Raw genomic sequence first — 24,413 nt, 5'->3', positions numbered from 1 at the left:
AGTTCTCGTCCCTTTTTTTGTTTAGAAAAGGTTATATAAATGAAACCTTTTCATGGAAATTTCGTAAATAATTGTGAAGGTGAAAAGGGGGCAGAGAGTATGGTTAGCATCAAACGCATTTATACAATTATTGGAGCTGTTTTAGTAGTCATTCTTCTTGCTATATTAGCATTTACAACCTGGTATACGGTCGATGAATCCGATCAGGCGGTGATTATTACATTTGGAGAAGTGAAAGAGGGCATTAGTGAACCAGGTCTTCACTTTAAGATGCCATGGCCGATTCAATCTGTAGAAAAATTATCGAAGGAAACGTTCTCCCTGCAATTTGGCTATGAAGAAAAAGAAGGAGATGTCAAATCCTTTCCGAAGGATACAAAAATGATTACAGGGGATGAAAATATTGTCTTAGCGGATATGGTTGTGCAATGGAAAATTACCAATCCGGAAAAATATCTTTTTAATTCAGAGGATCCACAGGAAATCTTATATGATGCCACTTCAGCATCTTTAAGAAGTATTATTGGAAGTTCCATTATTGACGATGCTCTTACTTCTGGAAAGGTAGAAATTGAGGAGCAAGTTCAAGAGCTATTAATCTCTCTGCTAGAAAAATACGATATCGGAATTTCAGTCCTTGCAGTAAAATTACAGGATGTAGATCTTCCGAATGATGAGGTTCGAAAAGCTTTTACAGACGTAACGAGTGCACGTGAAACGATGAATACGAAAATAAATGAAGCCGAGAAATATAAAAATCAGCGCACACAGGAAGCTGAAGGAGAAAAGAATGCACTGATTTCTAAAGCTAAAGGAGATAAAACGGCACGGACTCAGCAAGCAATCGGAGATGTCGCGAACTTCAATGCTGTTTTAGCTGAATACCAGAATGCAAAAGGCATCACTGAAAAGAGATTAATCCTTGAAACCATTGATCAAGTGCTGCCGGGAGCAAGCATTTATTTCATGAAAGATGACGGAAACACAATGAAGTACTTGCCGATTGGTGAATTACAAAAACAAACAGAAGTGAAGCCTAAAGCTGAAGAAGAAGGAAGTGAAAAAGATGGCCAATGATAATATAGTGAATATGAAAGAGCAGCGAAGGGACTTTAGCGGGTACCGAAAGTATTTCCGTGCAGGTATTTGGATCGTCTTAACGCTTGTACTGGCCATCCTTCTCTTTGCGAACCTATTTGTTGTAAAAGAGAATGAATATAAAGTCATTCGCCAATTTGGAGAAGTGGTAAAGATTATTGAAAAACCAGGTTTGCATGTGAAAGTTCCTTTTGTTCAATCTGTATCTTCTATCCCTAAATATCAAATGACATACGACGTAGAAGAAGCTGAAATTAATACGAAAGATAAAAAGCGAATTTTGATAGATAACTATGCGGTCTGGAAAGTTGATGATCCGAAAAAACTAATTGCCAATGCAAGGACACTTGTAAATGCTGAAACAAAAATGGCGGAATTTACGTTCTCGACCGTTCGTTCTGAACTTGGACAGCTGAATTACGATGAAATTATTAATGATGAAAAATCATCCAGGGGCAGCATAAATGATAAAGTGACAGATATCGTAAACTCTCTGCTTGAGAAAGATGGGTATGGCATCAGTGTGACAGATGTTCGCATTAAAAGAACAGACTTGCCTGCAGATAATGAAGAATCTGTTTACACGAGAATGATTTCAGAACGTCAATCAACTGCGCAGGAATACTTATCAATGGGAGATGCTAAGAAAAACACGATCATTGCTGAAACAGACCGTACAGTTAAAGAAATGCTGGCTAAAGCTGCAGCGGAAGCAGATGTGATCAGAAGTCAGGGGGAACAAGAAGCAGCTAAAGTATACAATGGATCCTATTCAAAAGACCCTGGATTCTATGAGCTATATCGCACGCTAGAATCCTATAAGAAAACGATTAATGATGAAACGGTGATTATTATGCCGTTTGACTCGCCTTATGCAAAAACGCTGATGGGTGAGATGGAGTAAGCAAGTCTTCAAGCTCAGATTACTTCTGAAAAATCAACAGCCCTTGATTTTATTTCTCTCTGCCTCTCATGGTAGAATAGAGAAGGAGAAATCTTGGGTTTTTTTATATTGCTTTGTTTGTATAGATTGTTGTTTTTTCGTATGGCTCTTTTCGTAAAGATTGTTGCTTTTAGAAAAAATGATTATAAACTTTGAGTGGGTTGGAGCGGAAGGCACTTGAATCCTGCGGGAAATAGAGGGATATGGGAGACCACACAGGCATAGCCGAGGAGGCTCCCAGCCGGACCGCGGAAAGCAACGGGCAAATTTATACCCATAAACAACAATCAATGCGAATACAGCCTTTCGAATATAGCTTCGTGCTCTTTTCTGCTAATTCACTTGATTGTACTTCGATTAGACGCAAAATTCGATTGTTGAGCAACTTTATTTTGAAAAGAGTCTTTAATATTAAGCAATAATTTAATGGTTTTTGAAGTTATTTAAGCTTGAAAAGGAGGTTTATTATGACCAAAAAACTCGTTCTAATTGACGGGAACAGCATTGCCTACCGCGCTTTTTTCGCATTGCCGCTGCTGAATAACGATAAAGGCGTACATACGAATGCTATATATGGTTTTACAATGATATTAATGAAAATTCTTGAGGATGAACAGCCCTCTCATCTTCTTGTAGCGTTTGATGCAGGGAAAACTACATTCCGCCATGAGACGTACAAAGAATATAAGGGAGGGCGCCAAAAGACTCCGCCGGAACTTTCTGAGCAGTTTCCATTTATCCGCGAGCTGTTGGACGCATACAGCATCTCTCGCTATGAGCTCCCGAACTATGAGGCAGATGATATAATCGGAACTCTTTCCAGACAGGCTGAGCAATATGGATTCGAAGTGAAGGTTATCTCAGGAGATAAAGATTTAACACAGCTTGTTTCTGATCATATTACAGTTGATATTACTCGAAAAGGCATTACAGATGTCGATTCTTATACACCAGATTTTGTTCAGGAGAAATATGGTCTTGTTCCAGCTCAAATTGTGGATATGAAAGGGCTGATGGGTGATAGCTCTGATAATATTCCCGGTGTTCCGGGCATCGGTGAAAAAACAGCAATTAAGCTTTTAAAGGAGTACGAAACACTTGAATTGCTGCTGGAATCGTTAGAAAACGTGAGCGGAAAAAAATTAAAAGAAAACCTCGAGGAAAATAAAGATCAAGCGATTATGAGCAAGGAGCTTGCAACGATTAATTGTGCAGCACCTATTGAAATTACATTATCCGATGTCTTGTACGAAGGCTATGATGTAAAAAAAGTAGTCGGGATTTACAAAGAACTTGGCTTTAATTCCTTACTTGATAAGCTTGGAGCAGAGGCTGAAATTGAGGAAGAACCGATTGAGGACGTTCAGTTTGAAATCGTTGAAGAAATAACAGACGATCTCCTTACTGATGAAGCTGTGCTGATTGTGGAAGTATTGGAAGAAAACTATCATAACAGTTCAATCATTGGTCTTGCCATCGTAAATGATAATGGTAACTTCTACGTACCTACGGATATAGCATTAAAATCAGAGAAGTTTTCAAAATGGGCTTCAGATGATACAAAGCGCAAAACCGTCTACGATGCTAAACAATCGATTGTAGCGCTTCATTGGCAGGGCATTGATCTGAATGCAGTTGAATTTGATGTTTTGCTTGCTGCATATATACTGGATCCCTCTCAATCGTTTGATGATGCGGCAAGTGTGGCACGCCATAAAGGTATACATATCGTTCAGTCGAATGAAGCTGTTTATGGAAAGGGTGCTAAACGGGGAATTCCTGACAGCGAAAAACTTGCAGAACATTTAGTGCGCAAAGCCATTGCTCTAAAAATGGTAAGAGAAAAGCTTCAGCTTGAGCTTGAAGAAAATGAACAGCTTGAGCTTTATCAGGATCTTGAAATGCCTTTATCGATAATTTTGGCTGATATGGAAGCGACTGGTGTTACTGTGGACGTGGATCGCTTAAAAAATATGGGGCATCAATTAACTGAGCGGTTAATAGACCTTGAAGAAAAAATTCATCGATTAGCTGGTGAAGCATTCAATATTAATTCTCCGAAACAGCTCGGAGTCATTTTATTTGATAAGCTTCAGCTGCCAGCCGCAAAGAAGACAAAAACGGGATATTCTACATCAGCAGACGTTCTGGAAAAGCTTGCAGACAAGCATGAAATTGTTCAAGAAATTCTGCATTACCGTCAGCTGGGCAAGCTCCAGTCAACATATATTGAAGGATTGCTTAAAGTTGTACATCATGACTCAAATAAAGTTCATACGAGGTACGTACAAACATTAACGCAAACAGGCCGCTTAAGCTCTACAGATCCGAATCTGCAAAACATTCCAATTCGATTGGAGGAGGGACGTAAAATCCGTCAGGCTTTCGTTCCATCAGAAAAGGACTGGGTAATGTTTGCAGCAGACTATTCTCAAATCGAATTGAGAGTGCTTGCCCATATTGCAGGAGACATCAATTTAATTGAGGCTTTCCAAAATGATCTTGATATTCATACGAAAACAGCAATGGATGTTTTTCACGTTGAAGCAAGCGAAGTTACATCTAATATGAGAAGGCAAGCGAAGGCGGTTAACTTCGGAATTGTATACGGCATAAGCGATTATGGGTTATCCCAAAGCTTAAATATTACCCGCAAAGAAGCTGGAGAATTCATAAAACGCTATCTTGAAAGCTTTGAAGGCGTTAAAGAGTATATGGAAGAGAGTGTTCAAGAAGCGAAACAAAACGGGTTTGTCAAAACACTGCTTCAGCGGCGCCGCTATATCCCCGAGATTACGAGCAGGAATTTCAATGTACGGAGTTTTGCTGAGAGAACGGCGATGAATACGCCGATACAAGGAAGTGCGGCAGATATTATTAAAAAAGCAATGATTGATATGGCGGCACAGCTCAAAGAACATAAACTGAAGACGCGATTATTGCTTCAAGTTCATGATGAATTGATTTTTGAAGCGCCAAAAGATGAAATTGCAAAGCTTGAAAAATTAGTGCCTCAGGTGATGGAGCATGCTGTTGAATTAAAAGTGCCGCTCAAGGTTGACTATTCGTTTGGTCCATCATGGTATGACGCAAAATAAGGAAGTGATAGGATGCCTGAGTTGCCAGAGGTAGAAACAGTAAGAAGAACACTGATCGAGCTTGTAAAAGGAAAAACAATTGCCGCTGTCTACATTCATTGGCCAAAAATCATAAAAAAACCTGATGTGACAGAACAATTTCAGGATGAGCTTATTGGCCAGACGATTAATGACGTAGGGAGACGGGGCAAATTTCTTAAGTTTATCCTTGACGATTATGTCCTTGTTTCCCATTTGAGAATGGAAGGCAGATACGGACTCTACAAAAATTCTGATCCAGTCGAAAAACATACACATGTTATTTTTGCGATGACAGATGGTACAGAACTGAGATATAAAGATGTCCGCAAGTTTGGAACGATGCATCTGTTTAAAAAGGGCGAGGAAGAAATGACTCTTCCGTTATCACAACTTGGAATCGAACCATTATCAGATGATTTCACCGTTCAATATTTAAATGATAAGCTTCAAAAGACAAATCGAAAAATTAAGGTTGTCCTCCTTGATCAAAAAGCTGTCGTTGGACTAGGGAATATCTATGTCGATGAAGCTTTATTCAGAGCAGGCATACACCCCGAAAGGCCTGCTAATGAGTTAACAGAGGAAGAATTGGTAAAGCTGCACCGCGAGATTGTGTTAACACTTAAAGACGCTGTAGAAAAAGGCGGGAGCACAATCAGATCGTATGTGAACACACAGGGACAAATTGGAATGTTTCAGCTTGATTTATTCGTTTACGGCAGAACGAATGAACCTTGTAAAATTTGCGGAAAGACATTAACAAAAACAGCTGTTGGAGGAAGGGGCACCCACTATTGCGGGGACTGCCAAAGCTAATCATTAACAACCAATAGGCCATTGTCATATACTACCGTAGCTTTTTTTCGGAAGGGGCATGGTTTATGGTTGCAGCTGCATCACTCATATTATTAGCATTTGCAGTAAGTTTGGATAGTTTTTCAGTAGGCTTTACCTATGGTTTAAGAAGAATGAGCATGCCATTTAAATCAATTATAATTATTGCCTGCTGTTCAGCAGTCACATTGCTTTTGGCAATGGGAGTCGGTCACTTGCTCACTTCATTTCTCCCGCACAGCCTGACTTCAAAGCTTGGCGGTATGATATTAATTGCGATCGGTGCTTGGGTGCTGTATCAATTTTTCCAGCCGGTAAAAGAAATGACACAGGAAGAATCAGAGAAAACATTGCTTAACTTGGAAATTAAATCGTTCGGGATTGTGATCAATATCTTAAGCCGTCCGGCTGCGGCGGATATTGATAAGTCTGGGACCATTACTGGAGTCGAGGCTTTGCTGCTGGGATTCGCGCTGTCTTTGGATGCTTTCGGAGCGGGAATTGGTGCAGCGCTTTTAGGGTATTCACCGATCATGATGAGTCTATTAGTGGCAGTTATGAGTTCACTCTTTGTTGCGTTAGGTATTAAATCCGGACATCTATTTTCACGATTCAGCTGGATGGATAAACTCTCATTTTTACCGGGAGTGCTGCTGATCGTGTTAGGAATATGGAAGCTATAGCGATTGGTGGGGTTGGAAATGACGTTGACGATAGGATTAACAGGCGGAATTGCAAGCGGAAAAAGCACCGTATCAAATATGTTTAAGGAAAAAAACATACCAGTTATTGATGCAGACTTGATCGCCAAGCAGGTAGTTGAAGTAGGAGAACCTGCGTATCTGCAAGTGACAGATACATTCGGTCCTTCCATCTTAAAAGAAGATGGTTCCATTGACCGTGAAAAATTAGGCACGATTGTTTTTCAAAATGAGACGGAGCGGAAAAAATTGAATAACATCGTTCATCCTGCTGTCCGCATGGAAATGCTCAAGCAAAAAGAAGAAGCAGAAAATAGAAATGAGCCTGCAGTTGTACTCGATATCCCGCTGCTATTTGAAAGCAAGCTTTCTTATTTGTCTGATGTGACACTTGTAGTCTATGTTGATCCACACGTTCAGCTGGAGAGGCTGATGAAACGAAATCATTTTACAAAGGAAGAAGCACAGTGGCGAATTCAGTCACAGCTGCCTTTGCAAGATAAAAAAGACATGGCCGATGAAGTAATTGACAACAATGGATCGCTGGAACAGACGGAAAAACAATTTGAAATGCTCCTGAACAAATGGAATCTAGCTTCTATATGAGGCAGGATTTCTTTTTTTTTGAAAAAAAACATTTTAATTATCCTATTTATAGTTAAATGTGATATACTAATTATGAAATTAAGCATATATTAGTATATCACATAATCCGGAAGGGGTAATGGTATGAAAGCGAAGATTGCCATTAACGGTTTTGGTCGCATTGGGAGAATGGTATTTAGAAAAGCAATATTTGAAGAGAATTTATCGATTGTGGCGATCAACGCAAGCTATCCTGCTGAAACGTTGGCGCACATGATAAAATATGATACAAATCACGGGAAATTCGATGGGGAAGTTATTCCTGGTGATGAGTGTTTAATCGTAAACGGGCAAAAAATTCAGCTTTTAAATTTCAGAGATCCAAGGGAATTGCCTTGGGGATTGTTGGATATTGACATCGTGATTGAAGCTACGGGTAAATTCAATGACGGAGAAAAAGCAATGTATCACGTACAGGCAGGAGCCAAGAAAGTCGTCTTGACAGCACCTGGAAAAAATGAAGACATAACGGTTGTGATGGGTGTAAATGAAGAGGCTTACAATCATGATCAGCATGTTATTATTTCAAATGCTTCTTGTACAACAAACTGTCTGGCACCAGTTGTAAAAGTGCTTGATGAGCAATTTGGAATCGAAAATGGATTAATGACAACTGTACATGCCTACACAAACGATCAAAAAAATATAGATAATCCTCATAAAGATTTGCGCAGAGCAAGAGCATGCGGCCAGTCGATTATTCCGACAACGACAGGAGCAGCAAAAGCGCTGTCACTCGTATTGCCTCATCTGCAAGGGAAGCTGCACGGTATGGCGCTTCGAGTTCCGACGCCAAATGTATCCCTTGTTGATCTTGTAGTCGATGTGAAAAGAGACGTAACAGTTGAAGAAGTCAGCTCAGCATTTATGACAGCTGCAAGCGGATCCCTTCATGGCGTCCTTGATTTCACGACAGAGCCGCTCGTTTCCATTGATTTTAACACAAATCCTCATTCAGCAATCATTGATGGATTATCGACAATGGTCATGGCAAACCGCAAAATAAAAGTCCTTGCATGGTATGACAATGAATGGGGCTACTCATGCCGGGTCGTTGATTTAGTCCAATTCGTCGCTTCAAAAATGAAGCGATTATCAGCTGTATAATATAGGATTCAAAAACAGGCTGCGCTGTCAGCCTGTTTTTTATTGTCTCAAAGTACAGATAATAAGAACTCCATTTCGGATCGTTAATGAAGATTACCGGATAAAAATGGCCTCGGGTCGGATTATTAGAGTCGCTTTCAAGATAGTAAATCAGGATAAAGTGAATATAAAAATAAAAAATTATTACCAAACAGGAATTTACAGTCTAAAACTGAAAAATATATCGATCCAATCCCCAAAAAGAGTAATCTTGTGCTGAAAAGGATTTTATTGAAAATATAGTATAAAAATGCCAATATCATCAGAAATAGAAAAATTAGAAGATAACGCCAACGCTTTTGCTTAAAAATAGGCAAGTAAAACAAAATGAGCAATAGCGGGCACTGCGGTTCTTATGAAATTAAGAGCTTCATATTTTTCGAAAAAAGTTTGTTGCAAAAATAAACTAAAGGAAGTATACTATTTTTCGTGAACTTCTTATTAAGCACGGCCTTGTGGCTACTTAAAGGGTTAGGACCTCTTTGGACTAACTTTCCCCCGTGGTAGTTGAACAAACCATTTGCGAAGAATTCATGTAAACTAATTTTGCTAAAGGGGGATCCATTAAAAATGGAAACAATGGGACGTCACGTCATCTCAGAATTATGGGGATGCGATTTTGATAAACTGAATGATATGGAATACATTGAGAAAACGTTTGTAAATGCTGCTTTAAAATCAGGTGCCGAAGTACGCGAGGTTGCCTTTCATAAATTTGCTCCACAAGGTGTAAGCGGCGTTGTTATTATCTCTGAATCACATTTAACAATTCACAGCTTTCCTGAACACGGATATGCAAGCATCGATGTATATACATGCGGTGACTTAAATCCGAATATTGCTGCAGACTATATTGCGGAAGCTCTTGGTGCGCAAACGCGTGAGAATATTGAGATTCCTCGCGGCATGGGTCCAGTACAAGTTAAACAAGCTCAAGTAAAAGCTCTTTAATGATGATTGATTTTAATGTAAAATAAAAGAGGTGCGAACTGCACCTCTTTTTCTTATTTTATAGTGAAAGTTATGAATAAAACCGCAGATATTGCAGGATATACATATTGAGAGAATCTAGTAAAGGAGCTTTACGCCGATTATGAGTATGCTTAGAAAAATGAAGACGTTCCTTTCGAAAGATCAGGAAACATCAGAGAATCATTATGATGAAGCTTTAAAAAGCCATTATTACAAAATAACTGCTAAAAAAGCGATTGAAGCAGTTGAAAACGTATTCAGCAGACAGCCTGGAGTCTCTATTACCTCTGTATCAGAAGAGCGGGGCGAGATATGCATTGTTTTTGAAAAACCCAAAAAAGCATTGATGACCGTAACCATTGTTTCAGTGAGACCTTATGAAACGGCCATTGATTTTAATGTATCAGCGGATACAAAACTTGCATCTGATTTTGGCTTTAGCCGCAAACTAATTATAGAAGCCTACGAGAAGCTGAATAAAGCTCTTCCGTTTATAGGTACAGGACTGCATTCAAAGTGATTCTTGCTGCTTAAAGATTATTTTCATAAAATAAAAGAACAACCTTGATGCTTGTGGATTGGAGCTGGTAGTATGAAATGTCCTTCTTGTCAGCATAATGGAACAAGGGTGCTTGATTCCCGGCCTGTTGATGAAGGTAAGTCGATCAGAAGACGGCGCGAATGCGAAGAATGCCAATATCGCTTCACTACATTTGAAAAAGTGGAGGAAATTCCGCTGATCGTTGTAAAAAAAGAAGGCGTTAGAGAAGAGTTCAGCAAGGAGAAAATCCTGAGGGGCTTGATTAAAGCATGTGAAAAGCGTCCCGTCCCGCTTACGCAATTAGAAGAAATCGTTCAAGATATTGAAAAAGAACTTAGAAATCAAGGGGTTTCAGAAGTGAACAGTGAAATCATCGGTGAAATGGTGATGGACAGGCTGGCACTTGTTGATGAGGTGGCATACGTCCGTTTTGCTTCTGTTTACCGTCAATTTAAGGATATTAATGTTTTTATACAGGAATTATCAGAACTGATTAAAAAGGTAAAATAAAGAGCTTATGAAGGAATCGCTTCAAGCTCTTTTTTCAACTTAGTAAATGGCTTTTTTCGAAAGTGATTGCTGTTTTCCAAATTCCTCATTTTATTATGAACTTAAACATAGATAAACAACATTAAAAGGATAAAAAAACAGCAGTGCCTTAGAAAAGAGCCTATGAAATAGAGGGAACGAAATGGACAAGCATTGGAAACAGCTATTGCCTGTGGATCGGTATTTGGTCAAAATGAATGGTGTGCTTCAGGATTTTGACCGTAAAATCTTAACGCTGCTCTACCAGCCGCTTTTAGGTGCTAAATGCTATGGCCTTTATATGACGCTCTGGGCGGAACTGGAGCAGGACCGGCTATGGAGCAAGGAAACGACGCATCACGGTTTAATGTCGCTCATGCAAAGCAATTTAAGAGAAATTTATGAAGAGCGGATTAAGCTTGAAGGCATCGGCTTATTAAGAACACATCAGAAAGAACAAGAAGACTCAAATCTATACATCTACGAATTAATACCGCCTCTATTGCCCGGGGAGTTTTTTCAGGACGGTGTATTAAACATTTATTTATATAATCGCGTCGGCAAAACCAAATATAATCAGCTGAAAAAGTTTTTTGCTGACAGCAGCCTGCCGCAAGATCTGATTCAGATTACACGGCCTTTTAATGAGGTATTTCAATCCCTGCAGCCGAGCGAAATGATGTCAAGAATGGCAGACGAAGCAGAAGAGGATCTAAATTTGAGAAAGGACTCAGAATTTTTCCAATCAGGGGAAGCTGCATCTCCGCAGATGACAGACGATGTTTTTGATTTTGACTTATTTTTTGCAGGCTTGTCTGATGCAGTCATTCCGAAAAAATCGATTACGAAAAAAGTGAAAGAAACCATTAAAAAGCTTTCTTACTTATATGGCATTAACGCAATGGAAATGAAAAATGTAGTCATGAATGCTATTGATGCAAATGAAACAATCCAAGTGGAGAACCTGAGAAAGGCTGCAAGAGATTGGTATCAATTTGAGCACGGTGAAAAACTGCCTGCACTTGCGGATAAAATTCAGCCTGTTTTTTTAAAGTCTGGACCTTCTTCAAACAAGGAACTTTCACAGGAGGAAATGATCATCAAACAGCTTGATTCTATTTCGCCAAAGCAATTTTTGATGGACCTGGCGGATGGAATTGAGCCTTCAGCTGCAGATTTGCAAATTGTTGAAGAAGTGATGTTTAAACAAAAGCTGCATCCTGGTGTAGTAAATGTATTGATTTATTATGTTATGTTAAAAACAGATATGAAGCTTTCAAAAACATATGTACAAAAAATTGCCAGCCATTGGGCAAGAAAACAAGTAACAACTGTAAAAGCGGCTATGGACCTTGCCAAACAGGAACACCGTCAATATCAAGAATGGGCCGAGAAGAAAACGACTGCGGCCAAAACGGGCAAAAAGGTGATTCGGAAAGAACGATTGCCTGATTGGCTGAAAGATGATTTGGAAAAACCGGAAACGAAACAGGAAATTGATCAAAAAGAAGTTGACCTGGAGCGAAAGCAGCTTGAAGAAAAATTAAGACAATTCAGGGAGCAGAAGTCTGAATAATAGGGGAGGTGTGATCAGGTGGAATCAATCAATAAAACATTAAATGGACTAGCAAATCGTAAGGATTTTCAAAAACGGATGAGCACGATGAAAGCGCAAATTATGAAACATCCGGATGTTCAAAAATTCCTTGACGAGCATCGATCGGAAATAGACGATGCGATGGTTAATCGAAGCTTAATAAAATTGTATGAATACATCGGGCAAAGCAAACGATGCGCAGATTGTCCCAGCCTGTCAGAGTGCAAAAATTTAGTCGAAGGGTATCATCCTCATCTTATTCTTCAAGGGAAAACAATTGATTTGAAATATGAGGTTTGTCCAATGAAAGAAGCAGAGGATGAACGGAAAAAACATCAGGCTTTGATAAAATCAATGTTTATTCCACGTGATATTTTGAATGCAAAGATGGAAGACATTGATATAAAAGAAGACAGCCGGATAAAGGCTGTCAATAGGGCTCTCAGCTTCAGCAATGATTATGAACCTGGGAAAAATGTAAAAGGGATGTACCTTTACGGATCGTTTGGAGTCGGCAAAACATACATTCTTGGTGCGATTGCAAATGAGCTGGCAAAGAAGAAAATCTCTTCCATGCTCGTGTATGTCCCTGAATTTATGAGAGAGCTCAAAAGTTCATTGCATGACAATTCACTTGAAGACAAAATTGATGCCGTGAAAAAAGTTCCCGTCCTTATGCTCGATGACATAGGCGCTGAAGCGATGTCAAGCTGGATTCGGGATGACATTTTAGGATCCATCCTCCAATACCGCATGCTTGAAAATCTGCCGACTTTCTTCACATCAAACTTCAGCATGAAGGACTTGCAGAGCCATTTATCCGTGACTCAGCGCGGAGAAGATGAACCTGTTAAGTCAGCAAGAATCATGGAGCGTATAAAATATCTTGCCGATTCTTACGAATTAAAGGGACGGAACTGGCGAGAAAGATAAAGAGCAGCCTCTAGTGAACCACAGTTTTTTATAGACTGTGGTTTTGTCATTTTTATGAATTGAAATGTCTTCCTAGCTATTTTGATTGGAGTTAGTAAGGTCAAATCCAGAATAACGTATGGAAATCTGACAGTAATTGACTGAACGGTCACAAACGAAGTTAATCGGTCATAAACAGGAATGAACGGTCATAAATTTGAACCAAGCGGTCAGAAACAATGTTTGAGCGGTCAAACCAATGCATGATCGCGATCACAGTCTAAGAAAGAGTGCTCTTTTGCTAGGAAAAGATATATTCATCGTTTGGATGAGGATAGATGTTCTGAAAGGGGTAAGGGAGCAAAACGGAATCTGGAATTAGGAGTTAAATGTCAGAGCGGGCATAAATTACGTGTGAGCAGACAGAAACCGGTGCAAAGCGAGCACAGTTCCCGGTAAACCGAGCACAAATTGTTAATGAACTGTATTAGCCGCCCATACAGGTCTTTGAGTACAGCCAATCACAATAACATGACGTGCAAGTCCTCAATAGCACAATCCACAATGAAAATTTAGGTTAAACCAAATAGCTTCTTTTCACTTCATCGTTTTAATTTTCCGATTCTAATTTCCCTCTATCCGCCATATACATGAAATCAGGTATTGGCTAAAAAGGGGGGACAACCATGATCGAAATATTTTTCAATTCTCCGTATGAAGCAGAAACAGTTCATAGCATGCTGGATCATGAACAAAAAAAATGGAAAGCTGAGATTGTGAGAATACAGGAGCATGGACTGCAGATTGTAAGCACTGATTTTGATGAAATGATTCAAGTCCTTCTGATTCCTGTGATCGTCCGATATATTTTAAAGTACAAAGAATATCACCTGATGCTCTCTATAATAAAAGACCGATTTTATTTTCATGAGCCTGAGGAGCAGCAGCAAATAATACATATTGCCCAGTCCATCATTGAAGGAGAACGAAACGAAATTCCTAAAGTTAATCAACTTCCTTTAAGAGAAACGCCAATTTATGAAGCGTTAGCTGAATTTATCAAGCCAAATCTATCATTTGCCCTGCCTTCCTTTATAAAATTTCGTCTTCACCAGTATGTGAAGCGTTTAAATAGATATGTTGAAATTGCAATTGAGGAGTACAAGCTTGAGCAGGATTATCAATCTTTCATTCAAAGTTTAAGAGACTTTGTCATGAACAGGGAATCAAAAATGAAGGTGCTTCATATTGTGCATGAAAAAGATCTGATGGTATTTAATGAACATTTTTCTCAGTTGAGTCAGGACGATCTGAGGAAGCATATCGACAGATCATTTTTTCATAAGCATCCTATGTACATTGATTCTGCCCTTTTAGCACCTCTCGTATCAATTGCACCAATCAAAATTTGTTTATATACAGACTTTCCAGACTTTGGAATGGTTCAGACCATTCAGAATATTTTTTTAGAGCGTGTGAAAATTTTTCCGAGAAAAAAGGCAGGTCTTCAAAAAAATAGTGAATAACCTTGATTTCCCCTGGAAATGATTTTATAATACGTAGTAAATACATGATAAGTTATGATGAGGACATGAGCGTGTTATCACGGCATTAGAGAGGGAAGTCAAGGCTGAAAGCTTCCTGGCATGAATAATTCACTTACCACCTCTAAACTTCAGCTGTGAAAGGCAAGGTTGCCAAGTAATTGCTGACGGGTATTCCCGTTACAGATTTTATTGAGCCATTCATCTCTCATTGCTGAATGGAAACAAGGGTGGAACCACGGCGAATAATCACTCGTCCCTTACTATAGGGACGAGTTTTTTATTTTTTAAAAAAATGATAAGGAGTGACAAGGATGTCAGACGCTGTAAAAATTTCATTTCCTGACGGAGCTGTAAAGGAGTATCAAGCAGGCACAACTACTGAAGATATTGCGGCATCCATCAGCCCTGGGCTTAGAAAAAAATCATTAGCAGGCAAATTTAATGGTGAATTAATCGATTTAAAAACACCGATCGAACAAGATGGAAGCATTGAGATTGTGACATTCGACAGCCCTGATGCATTAGGGATAATCCGTCATAGTTCTGCACACGTTTTGGCGCAGGCAATTAAACGTTTATACAAAGATGTGAAGCTTGGAATTGGCCCGGTTATCGAAAATGGGTTTTATTATGATATCGATATGGAGGAATCCATTTCGGTTGAAGATCTTCCGGCAATTGAGAAAGAAATGAAGAAAATCATCAATGAAAATATCGAGGTTGTCCGCAAAGAGGCAACACGCGAAGAAGCGAAAGCGATCTATGAAGAGATTGGCGATGACCTTAAACTTGAACTTCTTGATGCCATTCCAGAAGGCGAGAAGGTGACAATCTATGAACAAGGTGATTTCTTTGACCTTTGCAGAGGAATACACGTTCCTTCAACTGGAAAATTAAAAGAGTTTAAACTTTTAAGTGTAGCGGGTGCATATTGGCGCGGTGACAGCAACAATAAAATGCTTCAGCGTATATATGGTACTGCATTTATAAAAAAAGCGGACTTGGATGAGCATCTTCGTTTGTTAGAAGAAGCGAAAGAACGCGATCATCGTAAATTAGGAAAAGAACTGAGCTTATTTACGACTTCCCAAAAAGTAGGCCAAGGGCTTCCGATCTGGCTTCCAAAAGGTGCAACGATCCGACGCATCGTTGAGCGCTACATCGTAGATAAAGAAGAGCGCTTAGGCTATCAGCACGTATACACTCCTGTTCTAGGCAGTGTAGAACTTTATAAAACATCGGGCCATTGGGACCACTATCAGGATGATATGTTCCCTCCGATGTCAATGGATAACGAGGACCTTGTTCTTCGTCCGATGAACTGCCCTCATCATATGATGGTATACAAGCACGATATCCACAGCTATCGCGAACTGCCAATCCGTGTTGCAGAGCTTGGAACGATGCACCGGTATGAAATGTCAGGTGCACTGAGCGGACTTCAGCGTGTTCGTGCGATGACACTTAATGATGCACATATCTTTGTCCGTCCAGATCAAATTAAAGACGAGTTTATCCGAGTGGTCAGATTGATTGAAGAAGTTTATAAAGATTTCGGAATCAAAGATTATTCCTTCCGTCTTTCTTACCGTGATCCAGAAGATAAGGAAAAATACTTTGATGATGATGCGATGTGGGAAAAAGCGCAAAGTATGCTGAAGTCAGCAATGGATGAGCTTGATCTTGATTATTTTGAAGCGGATGGCGAAGCGGCATTCTACGGTCCTAAGCTTGATGTGCAAGTTCGTACTGCGCTTGGGAAAGATGAAACATTATCAACTGTTCAGCTTGATTTCTTATTGCCGGAACGCTTTGATTTAACGTATGTAGGGGAAGACGGCAAACAGCATCGCCCAGTTGTCATTCACCGCGGAGTAGTATCCACAATGGAACGTTTTGTAGCCTTCTTAATTGAAGAATACAAAGGAGCTTTCCCGACTTGGCTCGCTCCAACTCAAGTGCAGGTGATCCCAGTATCGCCTTCTGTGCATCTTGATTATGCGAAAAAAGTTCAGGAACTGCTGCAGGCAGAAGGAATCCGCGTAGAACTTGATGCACGCGATGAAAAGATTGGCTATAAAATCCGTGAGGCGCAAATCCAAAAAACACCTTATATGCTTGTTGTTGGTGACAATGAAGCAGCTGAATCAGCTGTTAACGTCCGTAAATATGGTGAACAAAAGTCTGAAACAATTGCCCTTCAAGAATTTATTGCTGGGATCGTTAAAGAAGTAAAGCGTTAAAATCTTCACGAAAAAAAGTATTGCACTTCCTTTAAATGTTTGGTACAATTCATTTTGTTGTGATAAACCAACATGACTTGACACCGTGAATTTATTCGTGATATAATTTGCAGGGTAATTGAATAGAAGTTTGTCTTGCAAGCAGAAGCACCCGCTTCTCACCTGATCGACGCATTTGTGCAGTCTGCAGGTTTACGACTATATACTTAGTATACTAAATCGTAGTGTGGGTGTTTTGTGCGCCCACACTTTTTTGTTTTTTCAAGAAAGTGTAGCACAAACAATTCATCTATTCTGTTAAAAATCCTTGGAGGTGGCTAATTATTAGCAAAGACATGATGGTAAACGATGGAATTCGCGCTCGTGAGGTTCGTCTGATTGGTGCAAACGGCGACCAGCTTGGAATTAAATCTCGCCAAGAGGCGTTAGAGATTGCTGCCAGATCGAATCTTGATTTAGTATTAGTTGCTGCAAACGCGAAGCCTCCTGTATGTCGTATTATGGACTACGGAAAATTCCGCTTTGAGCAGCAAAAGAAAGACAAAGAAGCACGTAAAAATCAAAAGATCATCAGTATTAAAGAGGTTCGCTTCAGCCCGACGATTGATGAGCATGATTTTAACACAAAACTTAAAAATGCACGCAAGTTCCTTGAAAAAGGAGATAAGGTGAAAGCTTCTATCCGTTTTAAAGGCCGTGCAATCACTCATAAAGAAATTGGTCAACGTGTATTAGACCGTTTTTCTAAAGCTTGTGAAGATTTAAGTACAATTGAGTCTCATCCGAAAATGGATGGACGAAGCATGTTCTTGGTTCTAGCACCTAAAGTAGAAAAGTAAAGATACGAGGAGGAATACCTTATGCCAAAAATGAAAACTCATCGCGGCGCTGCAAAGCGTTTCAAAAAGACTGGATCAGGTAAATTAAAACGTTCACACGCTTACACTAGCCATTTATTTGCTAACAAATCTACAAAAGCAAAACGTAAACTTCGCAAAGGCTCATTAGTAAGTAAAGGTGACTTCAAACGCATCCGTCATTTATTAGACAATATTAAATAATTCGTTTTCACATAGGAGGGAATTGACATGCCAAGAGTAAAAGGCGGTACTGTCTCACGTCAAAGACGTAAAAAAGTTCTTAAATTAGCTAAAGGTTATTACGGTTCAAAACATACATTATACAAAGTTGCTAACCAGCAAGTAATGAAATCATTAATGTATGCTTACCGCGATCGCCGTCAGAAAAAACGCGATTTCCGTCAGCTTTGGATTACTCGTATCAACGCAGCTGCTCGCTTAAATGGTCTTTCATACAGCCGTTTAATGCATGGCTTAAAGCTTGCCGGCATCGAAGTAAACCGCAAAATGCTTGCTGAGCTTGCAGTTACTGATACTGCAGCATTTGCTCAATTAGCAGACGCTGCTAAAGCAAAGCTTAACAGCTAATATTCATTGAAAGGTCATTCTCACCGTCCCGAGAATGGCCTTTTTTCTCATTTTAATTCAGAGAGGATAATGAAAGTGGCATTGCTGATCAGTTATTACGTTTTACTGAATATTTATGGATTTTATTTAATGGGTGCAGATAAGAATAAAGCAAAAAAGGGCAAGTGGAGAATTAAAGAAAGCACACTTTGGCTTGTTGGATTCATTGGCGGAGCAATTGGACTGACTGTTGGTATGAATGCTTTCCGCCATAAAACAAAGCATAAAACGTTTGTCGCTGGATTTCCTATTTTAATGATGGTTCACATCGTATTGTTCAGCTATTTTTTATATAAAATGTCATAGTACAAACTTGATATAGATACACTTTAGTACGCGAGTTTCTCACAATAAGCCATAAAAGAAATGCGGGAATGAGGTGAGGATAATCGATCTTGCAACTTCTGCAGTCGTTTCAACCGTTCAATCTACTGGTTTCCTGGCGCCGCTCTTTTTCATTTTTATGCATATATTAAGACAGTTTTTGTTTATTCCTGTTGTTGTGATTTGCATAATTGGAGGAATTTTATTCGGGACCCATTTCGGGACATTTTATTCGATCATTGGCCTGACTGTAGCGAGCTTAAGCTTTTATATCATCTCAAAACAATTTCCGTCCTTTTTGCAGCGGTTTTCAGGTTTGAAGAAAAAATGGCTTGGTAAGTATACCAGACTTTCAGTAGGACAAATTACTGTGCTCAGGATGATTCCCTTCGTAAATTTTTCTATTTTATCGTTATGTATCCTTGATAGATCGACTTCTTTTAAAGATTACGCAAAGCTTTCTTTTTGGACTCATATCCCTGCAGCCTTTTGCTTTACTTCATTTGGCGCATATTTCGGGAAGTTCTCATTAATTACAACTATTGTGTTAATAGGATTGCTGATTTTATTTGTTTATTTGTTGAGAGAACGAAGAGTTATCATTAAATGGAACGATTTTTTTATTAAAACAATGCAAAAGCCGTGATCTCATGTCACGGCTTTTGGCTTTTTAATAGAAATTCTTTTACAGGACTTTTCCAATCCAGTGCGGCATGCGGATACCTGTCCTTTACTTTACCTTCTATAAATTCGAAGTCAGAAAGAGTCAGCCCTTGTAATTGACTCGGATTGCCGGTCCACATGAAAATGGACACAACCTCAAATGCCTGATCTGTTGTCCCGAGGTATTTTTCCCCTTCGAATAAAACACCTTTGTACGTTAAAAAGAAGTTTTTACGCACATTGTCTCGTTCGTCCAGCAGGAAAAATTGCTTTTGTTCAAGAGCAAGTTCCAGCTTTCGCTTAGGATTCACCACATATCTCACAAGGGAGTATAGAACAAAGACAATTATTGCAAGCAAAAGTAATCGTAACAGGATTACTATCATGAAAGTGCCTCCCAAACGTATTTTGTTACATTACGAATCAATCATGGATTTGGTTTCAACTTTTTTTGAAATCATTCATTTTTTTTGAAGTAAGGATGTGCAAATGGTACACTTGGCGAGTAAAGGAGAGGTGAACAATGAATTTAGAAAAATTATTTGAGATGCAGAAAAACTTGGATTCGAAAATAGAAAAACAGCACAATCTAGAACATGAGCCGCTGCTTGAAAAGAAGATATTAGCTTTACTTGTTGAGGTAGGCGAGCTTGCAAATGAAACAAGATGCTTTAAATTTTGGAGCTTGAAGCCGCCTGCAGAAGCTAGTGTCATTCTTGAGGAATATGTAGACGGCGTTCACTTTATTTTATCGCTTGGAATTGAAATTGGCATAACAGCTAACATTAAGTATGAGTCTAACGATAGCGAACAAACTTTAACTGAGCATTTTATGCAGGTTTATGAAAAGATTGCACAGTTTGAAAAGAGTCACTCAGAAGATCACTATCTTAAGCTGTTCAGACAGTACCTTATGTTAGGTCAAGCTCTCGGGTTTTCGGGAGAACAAGTAGAGGCTGCCTATGTTTTGAAAAATGAAGTGAACCACGATCGCCAAAAACAGGGCTACTAAGATTTTGTTTTACTTTCCAGCGTTTAGTATAATAGTGGGAAGATGAAAAGGGGGTAAATGAATGGCGAAATTAGATGAAACATTACAAATGCTAAAAGACTTAACAGATGCAAAAGGTATTCCCGGCAATGAACGAGAGCCGAGAGAAGTCATGAAGAAATACATAACGGCATATGCTGACGAAGTAACAACAGATGGCCTTGGCAGTTTGATAGCCAAAAAAACGGGTAAAGAAGGCGGTCCAAAAATTATGGTTGCCGGCCATTTAGATGAAGTGGGCTTTATGGTCACCCAAATTGATGATAAAGGATTTCTTCGTTTTCAGACTGTAGGCGGATGGTGGTCACAGGTTATGCTTGCACAGCGTGTGACGATTGTAACGAAAAAAGGCGATGTAACAGGTGTCATCGGTTCAAAACCTCCGCACATCCTTCCACCGGAAGCAAGAAAGAAACCAGTTGAAATCAAAGACATGTTTATAGATATCGGAGCATCAAGCCGTGAGGAAGCTATGGAGTTCGGCGTCCTACCTGGCGATCAGATTGTTCCTTACTTTGAATTTACGGTAATGAACAATGAAAAGATGCTGTTAGCAAAAGCGTGGGACAACCGCATCGGCTGTGCTATCGCAATTGATGTCTTAAAAGGATTAAAAAATACGGATCATCCAAACGTGGTATACGGTGTTGGAACCATTCAAGAAGAGGTAGGGCTTCGCGGAGCGCGTACGTCTGCTCACTTCATTCAGCCTGATATTGGTTTTGGAGTCGATGTTGGAATTGCGGGAGATACACCTGGAGTCACGGAGAAGGAAGCTTCAAGCAAAATGGGAGAAGGTCCGCAAATCATTCTTTATGATGCATCGATGGTATCTCACAAAGGATTGCGTGACTTTGTTGTTGGTGTTGCTGATGAGCTGAGCATTCCATACCAATTTGATGCGATTGCAGGCGGAGGCACGGATTCAGGTGCCATCCACATGACAGCGAATGGTGTTCCTGCACTTTCCATTACAATTGCTACTAGATACATTCATTCTCATGCAGCGATGCTTCATCGAGATGATTATGAAAATGCGGTAAAATTAATTACGGAAGTTATTAAACGCTTAGACGAAGAAACAGTTAAAACCATTACTTTCGATTAATTAAAAAATGCTGGGCAGCTGCCCAGCATTTATTTCTTTTTTAAGCCTTCTTCTAAAATAGTCAGCATTTCTGTTTTTTCATCCTCGTTCGAATTCTGCCAGATAACCTCGAATAATACACCTAATCCAGGAAGCATTTTTTCTTCTCCGTTTTGAATCGCATCAACAATTGTATCCTCCAGCTGACTTTGATCATTACCAGATACATTTGAGATAATCGCATTTCTTAAATTTAAATCCATCTTAATCACTCCATTATTTATAATATTTACCTGTCTTTATCCTTTGTTATTTTGTGTTTTTTATGTATCTTTAATAAGATATAATATAGAAATGAGGAGCCGTCTTTATCAGACGTAGCCGCCTTTTAAAGAAAAGCAGTAAATAAAGGAGCAAGACACTTGAAACGAATTGAATCTGTACAAAATCAGAAAGTAAAACAATGGCGTAAATTACATACAAAAAAAGAGCGAGAGACAACAAATACTTTTTTAATTGAAGGATTACATTTAGTAGAAGAAGCTTTAAAGGATAAATCAGTGATTAAAGAATTGATTATTTCAGAAGAAACGTCTATTCCTACTCATTGGAATGTGGATGATCTGTCAATCACATATGTCACAAATGAAATTATGAAAGCCATTTCTGAAACCGAGTCCCCTCAAGGAGCTGCGGCTGTTTGTGCCCAATCAGAACAGCAAGAAATTGTTTCGTGGAAAAAGGCTGTATTGATAGACGCTATCCAGGATCCCGGAAATTTAGGAACAATAATCAGGACTGCAGATGCTGCAGGGATAGATGGTATTATTCTTGGGGATGGAACGGTTGATCCCTACAATTCAAAGGTTATTCGTTCAAGTCAAGGATCAATCTTTCACATTCCAATCATTAAAAGGAAGCTGGATCAGGCCATTAGCGAGCTCAAGGATCAGGATGTTGCGATTTACGGAACATCGCTTCAAAATGGAGTCGATTACCGAAAAGCAGAAATAAAGGAATCATTCGCTTTGCTCATTGGAAATGAAGGAAGCGGTGTAAATGAAAATTGGCTGAAGCTGACTAATCAGAATTTGTACATTCCGATTTATGGGAAAGCTGAATCACTTAATGCCGGGATTGCAGCAGGGATCCTCTTGTATCATTGCTTAGGAAATAAGTAAATACAACGGATATGGAAAATAAAAGAGGTTTTCTTTGTCCAGCTCCACCTCCTAGCCCCTCGGCCAGAACAAAATCCCCCAAAAAGTCAAAACCGGACTTTTCAGGTGATTTCTTATCTGTCTGTCGGGTCTGACCAGTCGGTTCCGCTTTTCGATGTTGTCCAGCTCCATCGCCCAACTCCTCGGCCAGAACAAAATCCCCCAAAAAGTCAAAACCGGACTTTTCGGGTGATTTCTTATCTGTCTGTCGGAGCTAACCGGGCGATTCCGCTTTTCGATGTTGTCCAGCTCCACCTCCTAGCCCCTCGGCCAGAACAAAATCCCCCAAAAAGTCAAAACCGGACTTTTCGGGTGATTTCTTATCTGTCTGTCGGGTCTGACCAGTCGGTTCCGCTTTTCGATGTTGCATGAACAAAATCTTTTCATTATAATAAGATACAGTTACATACTTTAACAACCGTGATAGAGAAGAGTAGTTTACGTAAGCGTCAATCAGGGAGAAAATGCCGCAGACTGAAAGCATTTTTATGACAGCAGTAAATGAATTCACCTCTTTAGTTGGCATCAGGACCATTCAAATATTGAATGTAAAGGTGTTCCGGATCAATTCCGTTATCTTAGAACGAAGTGAGCAGCTTATTGCTTTATTAGCTGTTAACAAGGGTGGTACCGCGATATTCAACTCGTCCCTTTTTTGGGCGGGTTTTTTATTTTGGAAAAAAATGAGCATTCATTTGAAATAAAGGAGGAAACAGCATGCAGGAGCAGTTAAAACAGCTTCAATTAGAAGCACTTGAAAAAATCAGCGCTGCAAATGATTTAAAAAGCTTGAATGAGATTCGCGTCTCATACTTAGGTAAAAAAGGACCGATTACAGAAGCACTGCGCGGAATGGGGAAACTTTCTGCAGAAGAGCGTCCGTTAATGGGGGCACTTGCAAACGAAGTGCGGGAAAGCATTGCGACTAGCATTGCAGCAAAACAAGAAGGACTTGAGGAAGCGGCTGTTGAAGAAAAATTAGCTGCTGAAACGATTGATGTTACCCTGCCTGGACGACCAGTCCGCACAGGAAATCATCATCCGATTACTGCTGTTATTGAAGAAATTGAAGATCTTTTCCTTGGGATGGGCTACTCAGTTGAAGAAGGACCCGAAGTTGAAACAGATTATTATAACTTTGAAGCATTGAATCTTCCAAAAGGACATCCGGCTCGTGATATGCAGGATTCATTCTACATTACAGAAGAAACTTTGCTTCGTACCCATACATCCCCTGTACAGGCAAGAACGATGCAAAAATATAAAGGGCAAGGACCAGTTAAAATCATTTGTCCAGGAAAAGTATACCGCCGCGACAACGATGATGCGACACATTCCCATCAGTTTACACAAATTGAGGGCTTAGTCATTGATGAAAACATCAGCATGAGTGATTTAAAAGGAACACTTGAAGCTTTTGCGAAGAAAATGTTTGGCGAAGACCGTGAAATTCGTTTGCGCCCAAGCTTCTTCCCATTTACAGAGCCTTCAGTTGAGATTGATGTTTCATGCTTCGCATGCGGAGGACATGGCTGTAATGTGTGCAAAGGCACAGGCTGGATTGAGATTTTAGGAGCAGGAATGGTTCATCCAAATGTTCTTGAAATGGCTGGATTTGATTCGAAAAAATACAGCGGATTCGCATTTGGAATGGGACCGGAGCGCATTGCAATGCTAAAATACGGCATCGATGATATTCGTCACTACTACACAAATGATGTTCGTTTCTTAAAACAATTTAAAAGAGCATAAAAG

Annotated in this window: 26 protein-coding genes and 2 other annotated features; of the genes, 24 read left to right on the top strand and 2 right to left on the bottom strand. The window is 39.6% G+C overall.

Annotation, left to right across the window (positions count from 1 at the left end; all coding sequences use genetic code 11):
- Positions 1 to 99: 99 nt before the first annotated feature.
- From hflK to CYJ36_RS09705, 19 genes are all read left to right on the top strand, one after another.
- Complete coding sequence (hflK, locus tag CYJ36_RS09795) at positions 100 to 1,077, top strand: FtsH protease activity modulator HflK (protein ID WP_101567075.1); 978 nt, start codon at positions 100 to 102, stop codon at positions 1,075 to 1,077.
- Entirely contained in the window at positions 1,067 to 2,002 is a 936-nt protein-coding gene (gene hflC, locus CYJ36_RS09790) for a protease modulator HflC (protein ID WP_101567074.1), read from the top strand. Before hflK ends, hflC begins: the two co-directional genes overlap by 11 nt.
- A gap of 506 nt (positions 2,003 to 2,508) precedes the next feature.
- Positions 2,509 to 5,139 (top strand): DNA polymerase I, encoded by a 2,631-nt coding sequence (gene polA, locus CYJ36_RS09785; RefSeq protein ID WP_101567073.1) that lies wholly within the window; start codon positions 2,509 to 2,511, stop codon positions 5,137 to 5,139.
- A 12-nt stretch (positions 5,140 to 5,151) separates the two neighbouring features.
- A complete protein-coding gene (mutM, locus tag CYJ36_RS09780; protein ID WP_101567072.1) occupies positions 5,152 to 5,976 on the top strand; it encodes a DNA-formamidopyrimidine glycosylase in 825 nt (274 codons plus the stop codon).
- Positions 5,977 to 6,041: 65 nt separating this feature from the next.
- Positions 6,042 to 6,677 carry a sporulation membrane protein YtaF gene (gene ytaF / locus CYJ36_RS09775; protein ID WP_101567071.1) on the top strand — a complete coding sequence of 212 codons (636 nt, stop codon included), beginning with the start codon at positions 6,042 to 6,044 and terminating at the stop codon, positions 6,675 to 6,677.
- Positions 6,678 to 6,695: 18 nt separating this feature from the next.
- Positions 6,696 to 7,301 carry a dephospho-CoA kinase gene (coaE, locus tag CYJ36_RS09770; RefSeq protein ID WP_101567070.1) on the top strand — a complete coding sequence of 202 codons (606 nt, stop codon included), beginning with the start codon at positions 6,696 to 6,698 and terminating at the stop codon, positions 7,299 to 7,301.
- Between the two features lie 123 nt (positions 7,302 to 7,424).
- Positions 7,425 to 8,447: a glyceraldehyde-3-phosphate dehydrogenase gene (locus tag CYJ36_RS09765; RefSeq protein ID WP_101567069.1), complete on the top strand. Its 1,023-nt coding sequence runs from the start codon at positions 7,425 to 7,427 to the stop codon at positions 8,445 to 8,447.
- A 609-nt stretch (positions 8,448 to 9,056) separates the two neighbouring features.
- Entirely contained in the window at positions 9,057 to 9,437 is a 381-nt protein-coding gene (gene speD / locus CYJ36_RS09760; protein ID WP_070877709.1) for an adenosylmethionine decarboxylase, read from the top strand.
- Positions 9,438 to 9,579: 142 nt separating this feature from the next.
- A complete protein-coding gene (locus CYJ36_RS09755) occupies positions 9,580 to 9,978 on the top strand; it encodes a cytosolic protein (RefSeq protein WP_224773411.1) in 399 nt (132 codons plus the stop codon).
- Between the two features lie 72 nt (positions 9,979 to 10,050).
- Positions 10,051 to 10,509 carry a transcriptional regulator NrdR gene (nrdR, locus tag CYJ36_RS09750; RefSeq protein WP_101567068.1) on the top strand — a complete coding sequence of 153 codons (459 nt, stop codon included), beginning with the start codon at positions 10,051 to 10,053 and terminating at the stop codon, positions 10,507 to 10,509.
- 181 nt (positions 10,510 to 10,690) lie between these two features.
- A complete protein-coding gene (locus CYJ36_RS09745; RefSeq protein ID WP_101567067.1) occupies positions 10,691 to 12,103 on the top strand; it encodes a replication initiation and membrane attachment family protein in 1,413 nt (470 codons plus the stop codon).
- A gap of 18 nt (positions 12,104 to 12,121) precedes the next feature.
- Entirely contained in the window at positions 12,122 to 13,057 is a 936-nt protein-coding gene (gene dnaI / locus CYJ36_RS09740) for a primosomal protein DnaI (RefSeq protein ID WP_101567066.1), read from the top strand.
- Positions 13,058 to 13,722: 665 nt separating this feature from the next.
- Positions 13,723 to 14,562 (top strand): putative sporulation protein YtxC, encoded by an 840-nt coding sequence (gene ytxC / locus CYJ36_RS09735; protein ID WP_101567065.1) that lies wholly within the window; start codon positions 13,723 to 13,725, stop codon positions 14,560 to 14,562.
- A 332-nt stretch (positions 14,563 to 14,894) separates the two neighbouring features.
- Entirely contained in the window at positions 14,895 to 16,826 is a 1,932-nt protein-coding gene (thrS, locus tag CYJ36_RS09730; RefSeq protein ID WP_101567064.1) for a threonine--tRNA ligase, read from the top strand.
- A 133-nt stretch (positions 16,827 to 16,959) separates the two neighbouring features.
- Positions 16,960 to 17,087 (top strand) — a sequence feature (ribosomal protein L20 leader region).
- Positions 17,088 to 17,146: 59 nt separating this feature from the next.
- On the top strand, positions 17,147 to 17,665 hold the full coding sequence (infC, locus tag CYJ36_RS09725; protein ID WP_180850219.1) for a translation initiation factor IF-3: 519 nt from the start codon (positions 17,147 to 17,149) through the stop codon (positions 17,663 to 17,665).
- 21 nt (positions 17,666 to 17,686) lie between these two features.
- Entirely contained in the window at positions 17,687 to 17,887 is a 201-nt protein-coding gene (gene rpmI, locus CYJ36_RS09720) for a 50S ribosomal protein L35 (RefSeq protein ID WP_101567062.1), read from the top strand.
- Between the two features lie 27 nt (positions 17,888 to 17,914).
- A complete protein-coding gene (rplT, locus tag CYJ36_RS09715; protein WP_101567061.1) occupies positions 17,915 to 18,274 on the top strand; it encodes a 50S ribosomal protein L20 in 360 nt (119 codons plus the stop codon).
- Positions 18,275 to 18,343: 69 nt separating this feature from the next.
- Entirely contained in the window at positions 18,344 to 18,619 is a 276-nt protein-coding gene (locus CYJ36_RS09710) for a DUF1294 domain-containing protein (protein ID WP_101567060.1), read from the top strand.
- Between the two features lie 73 nt (positions 18,620 to 18,692).
- Complete coding sequence (locus CYJ36_RS09705; RefSeq protein ID WP_224768223.1) at positions 18,693 to 19,283, top strand: TVP38/TMEM64 family protein; 591 nt, start codon at positions 18,693 to 18,695, stop codon at positions 19,281 to 19,283.
- Positions 19,284 to 19,290: 7 nt separating this feature from the next.
- Here the strand turns inward: CYJ36_RS09705 and CYJ36_RS09700 are convergent, their stop codons facing one another.
- The gene (locus CYJ36_RS09700; protein WP_101567059.1) at positions 19,291 to 19,686 is read right to left on the bottom strand and encodes a sigma-w pathway protein ysdB; all 396 of its coding nucleotides are present in this window, start codon (positions 19,684 to 19,686) and stop codon (positions 19,291 to 19,293) included.
- A gap of 137 nt (positions 19,687 to 19,823) precedes the next feature.
- Here CYJ36_RS09700 and CYJ36_RS09695 point away from each other — a divergent pair, with 137 nt between their 5' ends.
- Positions 19,824 to 20,312, top strand: a complete 489-nt coding sequence (locus CYJ36_RS09695; protein ID WP_101567058.1) for a dUTP diphosphatase — start codon at positions 19,824 to 19,826, stop codon at positions 20,310 to 20,312.
- Between the two features lie 61 nt (positions 20,313 to 20,373).
- Positions 20,374 to 21,459 carry a M42 family metallopeptidase gene (locus CYJ36_RS09690; protein ID WP_101567057.1) on the top strand — a complete coding sequence of 362 codons (1,086 nt, stop codon included), beginning with the start codon at positions 20,374 to 20,376 and terminating at the stop codon, positions 21,457 to 21,459.
- A gap of 29 nt (positions 21,460 to 21,488) precedes the next feature.
- Here CYJ36_RS09690 and sspI read toward each other — a convergent pair whose 3' ends face one another.
- Positions 21,489 to 21,701 carry a small acid-soluble spore protein SspI gene (gene sspI, locus CYJ36_RS09685; protein ID WP_101567056.1) on the bottom strand — a complete coding sequence of 71 codons (213 nt, stop codon included), beginning with the start codon at positions 21,699 to 21,701 and terminating at the stop codon, positions 21,489 to 21,491.
- A gap of 159 nt (positions 21,702 to 21,860) precedes the next feature.
- Here sspI and CYJ36_RS09680 point away from each other — a divergent pair, with 159 nt between their 5' ends.
- The 3 genes from CYJ36_RS09680 (at position 21,861) to pheS (ending at position 24,410) form a co-directional block, all read left to right on the top strand.
- Entirely contained in the window at positions 21,861 to 22,619 is a 759-nt protein-coding gene (locus CYJ36_RS09680) for a TrmH family RNA methyltransferase (RefSeq protein WP_101567055.1), read from the top strand.
- A 105-nt stretch (positions 22,620 to 22,724) separates the two neighbouring features.
- Positions 22,725 to 23,030, top strand: coding sequence for a hypothetical protein (locus tag CYJ36_RS24050; protein ID WP_219621080.1), 306 nt, complete (start codon positions 22,725 to 22,727; stop codon positions 23,028 to 23,030).
- A 39-nt stretch (positions 23,031 to 23,069) separates the two neighbouring features.
- Positions 23,070 to 23,313, top strand: a binding site (T-box leader).
- A 62-nt stretch (positions 23,314 to 23,375) separates the two neighbouring features.
- Positions 23,376 to 24,410, top strand: a complete 1,035-nt coding sequence (pheS, locus tag CYJ36_RS09670) for a phenylalanine--tRNA ligase subunit alpha (protein ID WP_101567053.1) — start codon at positions 23,376 to 23,378, stop codon at positions 24,408 to 24,410.
- Positions 24,411 to 24,413: the final 3 nt, after the last annotated feature.

The sequence above is a fragment of the Bacillus sp. UMB0893 genome (genome assembly GCF_002858905.1).
GTDB lineage: Bacteria > Bacillota > Bacilli > Bacillales > Bacillaceae > Bacillus_P.
The sequence above is the reverse complement of the archived record's forward strand: the minus strand, read 5'-3'. Positions and strand labels throughout refer to the sequence as shown.

Bases quoted from the DNA above. Each gene is read 5' to 3' on its own strand.
- thrS (WP_101567064.1), top strand. From the start codon at position 14,895: ATGTCAGACGCTGTAAAAATTTCATTTCCTGACGGAGCTGTAAAGGAG.
- nrdR (WP_101567068.1), top strand. From the start codon at position 10,051: ATGAAATGTCCTTCTTGTCAGCATAATGGAACAAGGGTGCTTGATTCC.
- CYJ36_RS09710 (WP_101567060.1), top strand. From the start codon at position 18,344: ATGAAAGTGGCATTGCTGATCAGTTATTACGTTTTACTGAATATTTAT.
- hflK (WP_101567075.1), top strand. From the start codon at position 100: ATGGTTAGCATCAAACGCATTTATACAATTATTGGAGCTGTTTTAGTA.
- CYJ36_RS09745 (WP_101567067.1), top strand. From the start codon at position 10,691: ATGGACAAGCATTGGAAACAGCTATTGCCTGTGGATCGGTATTTGGTC.
- pheS (WP_101567053.1), top strand. From the start codon at position 23,376: ATGCAGGAGCAGTTAAAACAGCTTCAATTAGAAGCACTTGAAAAAATC.
- ytxC (WP_101567065.1), top strand. From the start codon at position 13,723: ATGATCGAAATATTTTTCAATTCTCCGTATGAAGCAGAAACAGTTCAT.
- polA (WP_101567073.1), top strand. From the start codon at position 2,509: ATGACCAAAAAACTCGTTCTAATTGACGGGAACAGCATTGCCTACCGC.
- mutM (WP_101567072.1), top strand. From the start codon at position 5,152: ATGCCTGAGTTGCCAGAGGTAGAAACAGTAAGAAGAACACTGATCGAG.
- coaE (WP_101567070.1), top strand. From the start codon at position 6,696: ATGACGTTGACGATAGGATTAACAGGCGGAATTGCAAGCGGAAAAAGC.
- rpmI (WP_101567062.1), top strand. From the start codon at position 17,687: ATGCCAAAAATGAAAACTCATCGCGGCGCTGCAAAGCGTTTCAAAAAG.
- sspI (WP_101567056.1), bottom strand. From the start codon at position 21,701: ATGGATTTAAATTTAAGAAATGCGATTATCTCAAATGTATCTGGTAAT.
- CYJ36_RS09690 (WP_101567057.1), top strand. From the start codon at position 20,374: ATGGCGAAATTAGATGAAACATTACAAATGCTAAAAGACTTAACAGAT.
- CYJ36_RS09695 (WP_101567058.1), top strand. From the start codon at position 19,824: ATGAATTTAGAAAAATTATTTGAGATGCAGAAAAACTTGGATTCGAAA.
- CYJ36_RS09765 (WP_101567069.1), top strand. From the start codon at position 7,425: ATGAAAGCGAAGATTGCCATTAACGGTTTTGGTCGCATTGGGAGAATG.
- rplT (WP_101567061.1), top strand. From the start codon at position 17,915: ATGCCAAGAGTAAAAGGCGGTACTGTCTCACGTCAAAGACGTAAAAAA.
- CYJ36_RS09755 (WP_224773411.1), top strand. From the start codon at position 9,580: ATGAGTATGCTTAGAAAAATGAAGACGTTCCTTTCGAAAGATCAGGAA.
- CYJ36_RS09700 (WP_101567059.1), bottom strand. From the start codon at position 19,686: ATGATAGTAATCCTGTTACGATTACTTTTGCTTGCAATAATTGTCTTT.
- ytaF (WP_101567071.1), top strand. From the start codon at position 6,042: ATGGTTGCAGCTGCATCACTCATATTATTAGCATTTGCAGTAAGTTTG.
- speD (WP_070877709.1), top strand. From the start codon at position 9,057: ATGGAAACAATGGGACGTCACGTCATCTCAGAATTATGGGGATGCGAT.
- hflC (WP_101567074.1), top strand. From the start codon at position 1,067: ATGGCCAATGATAATATAGTGAATATGAAAGAGCAGCGAAGGGACTTT.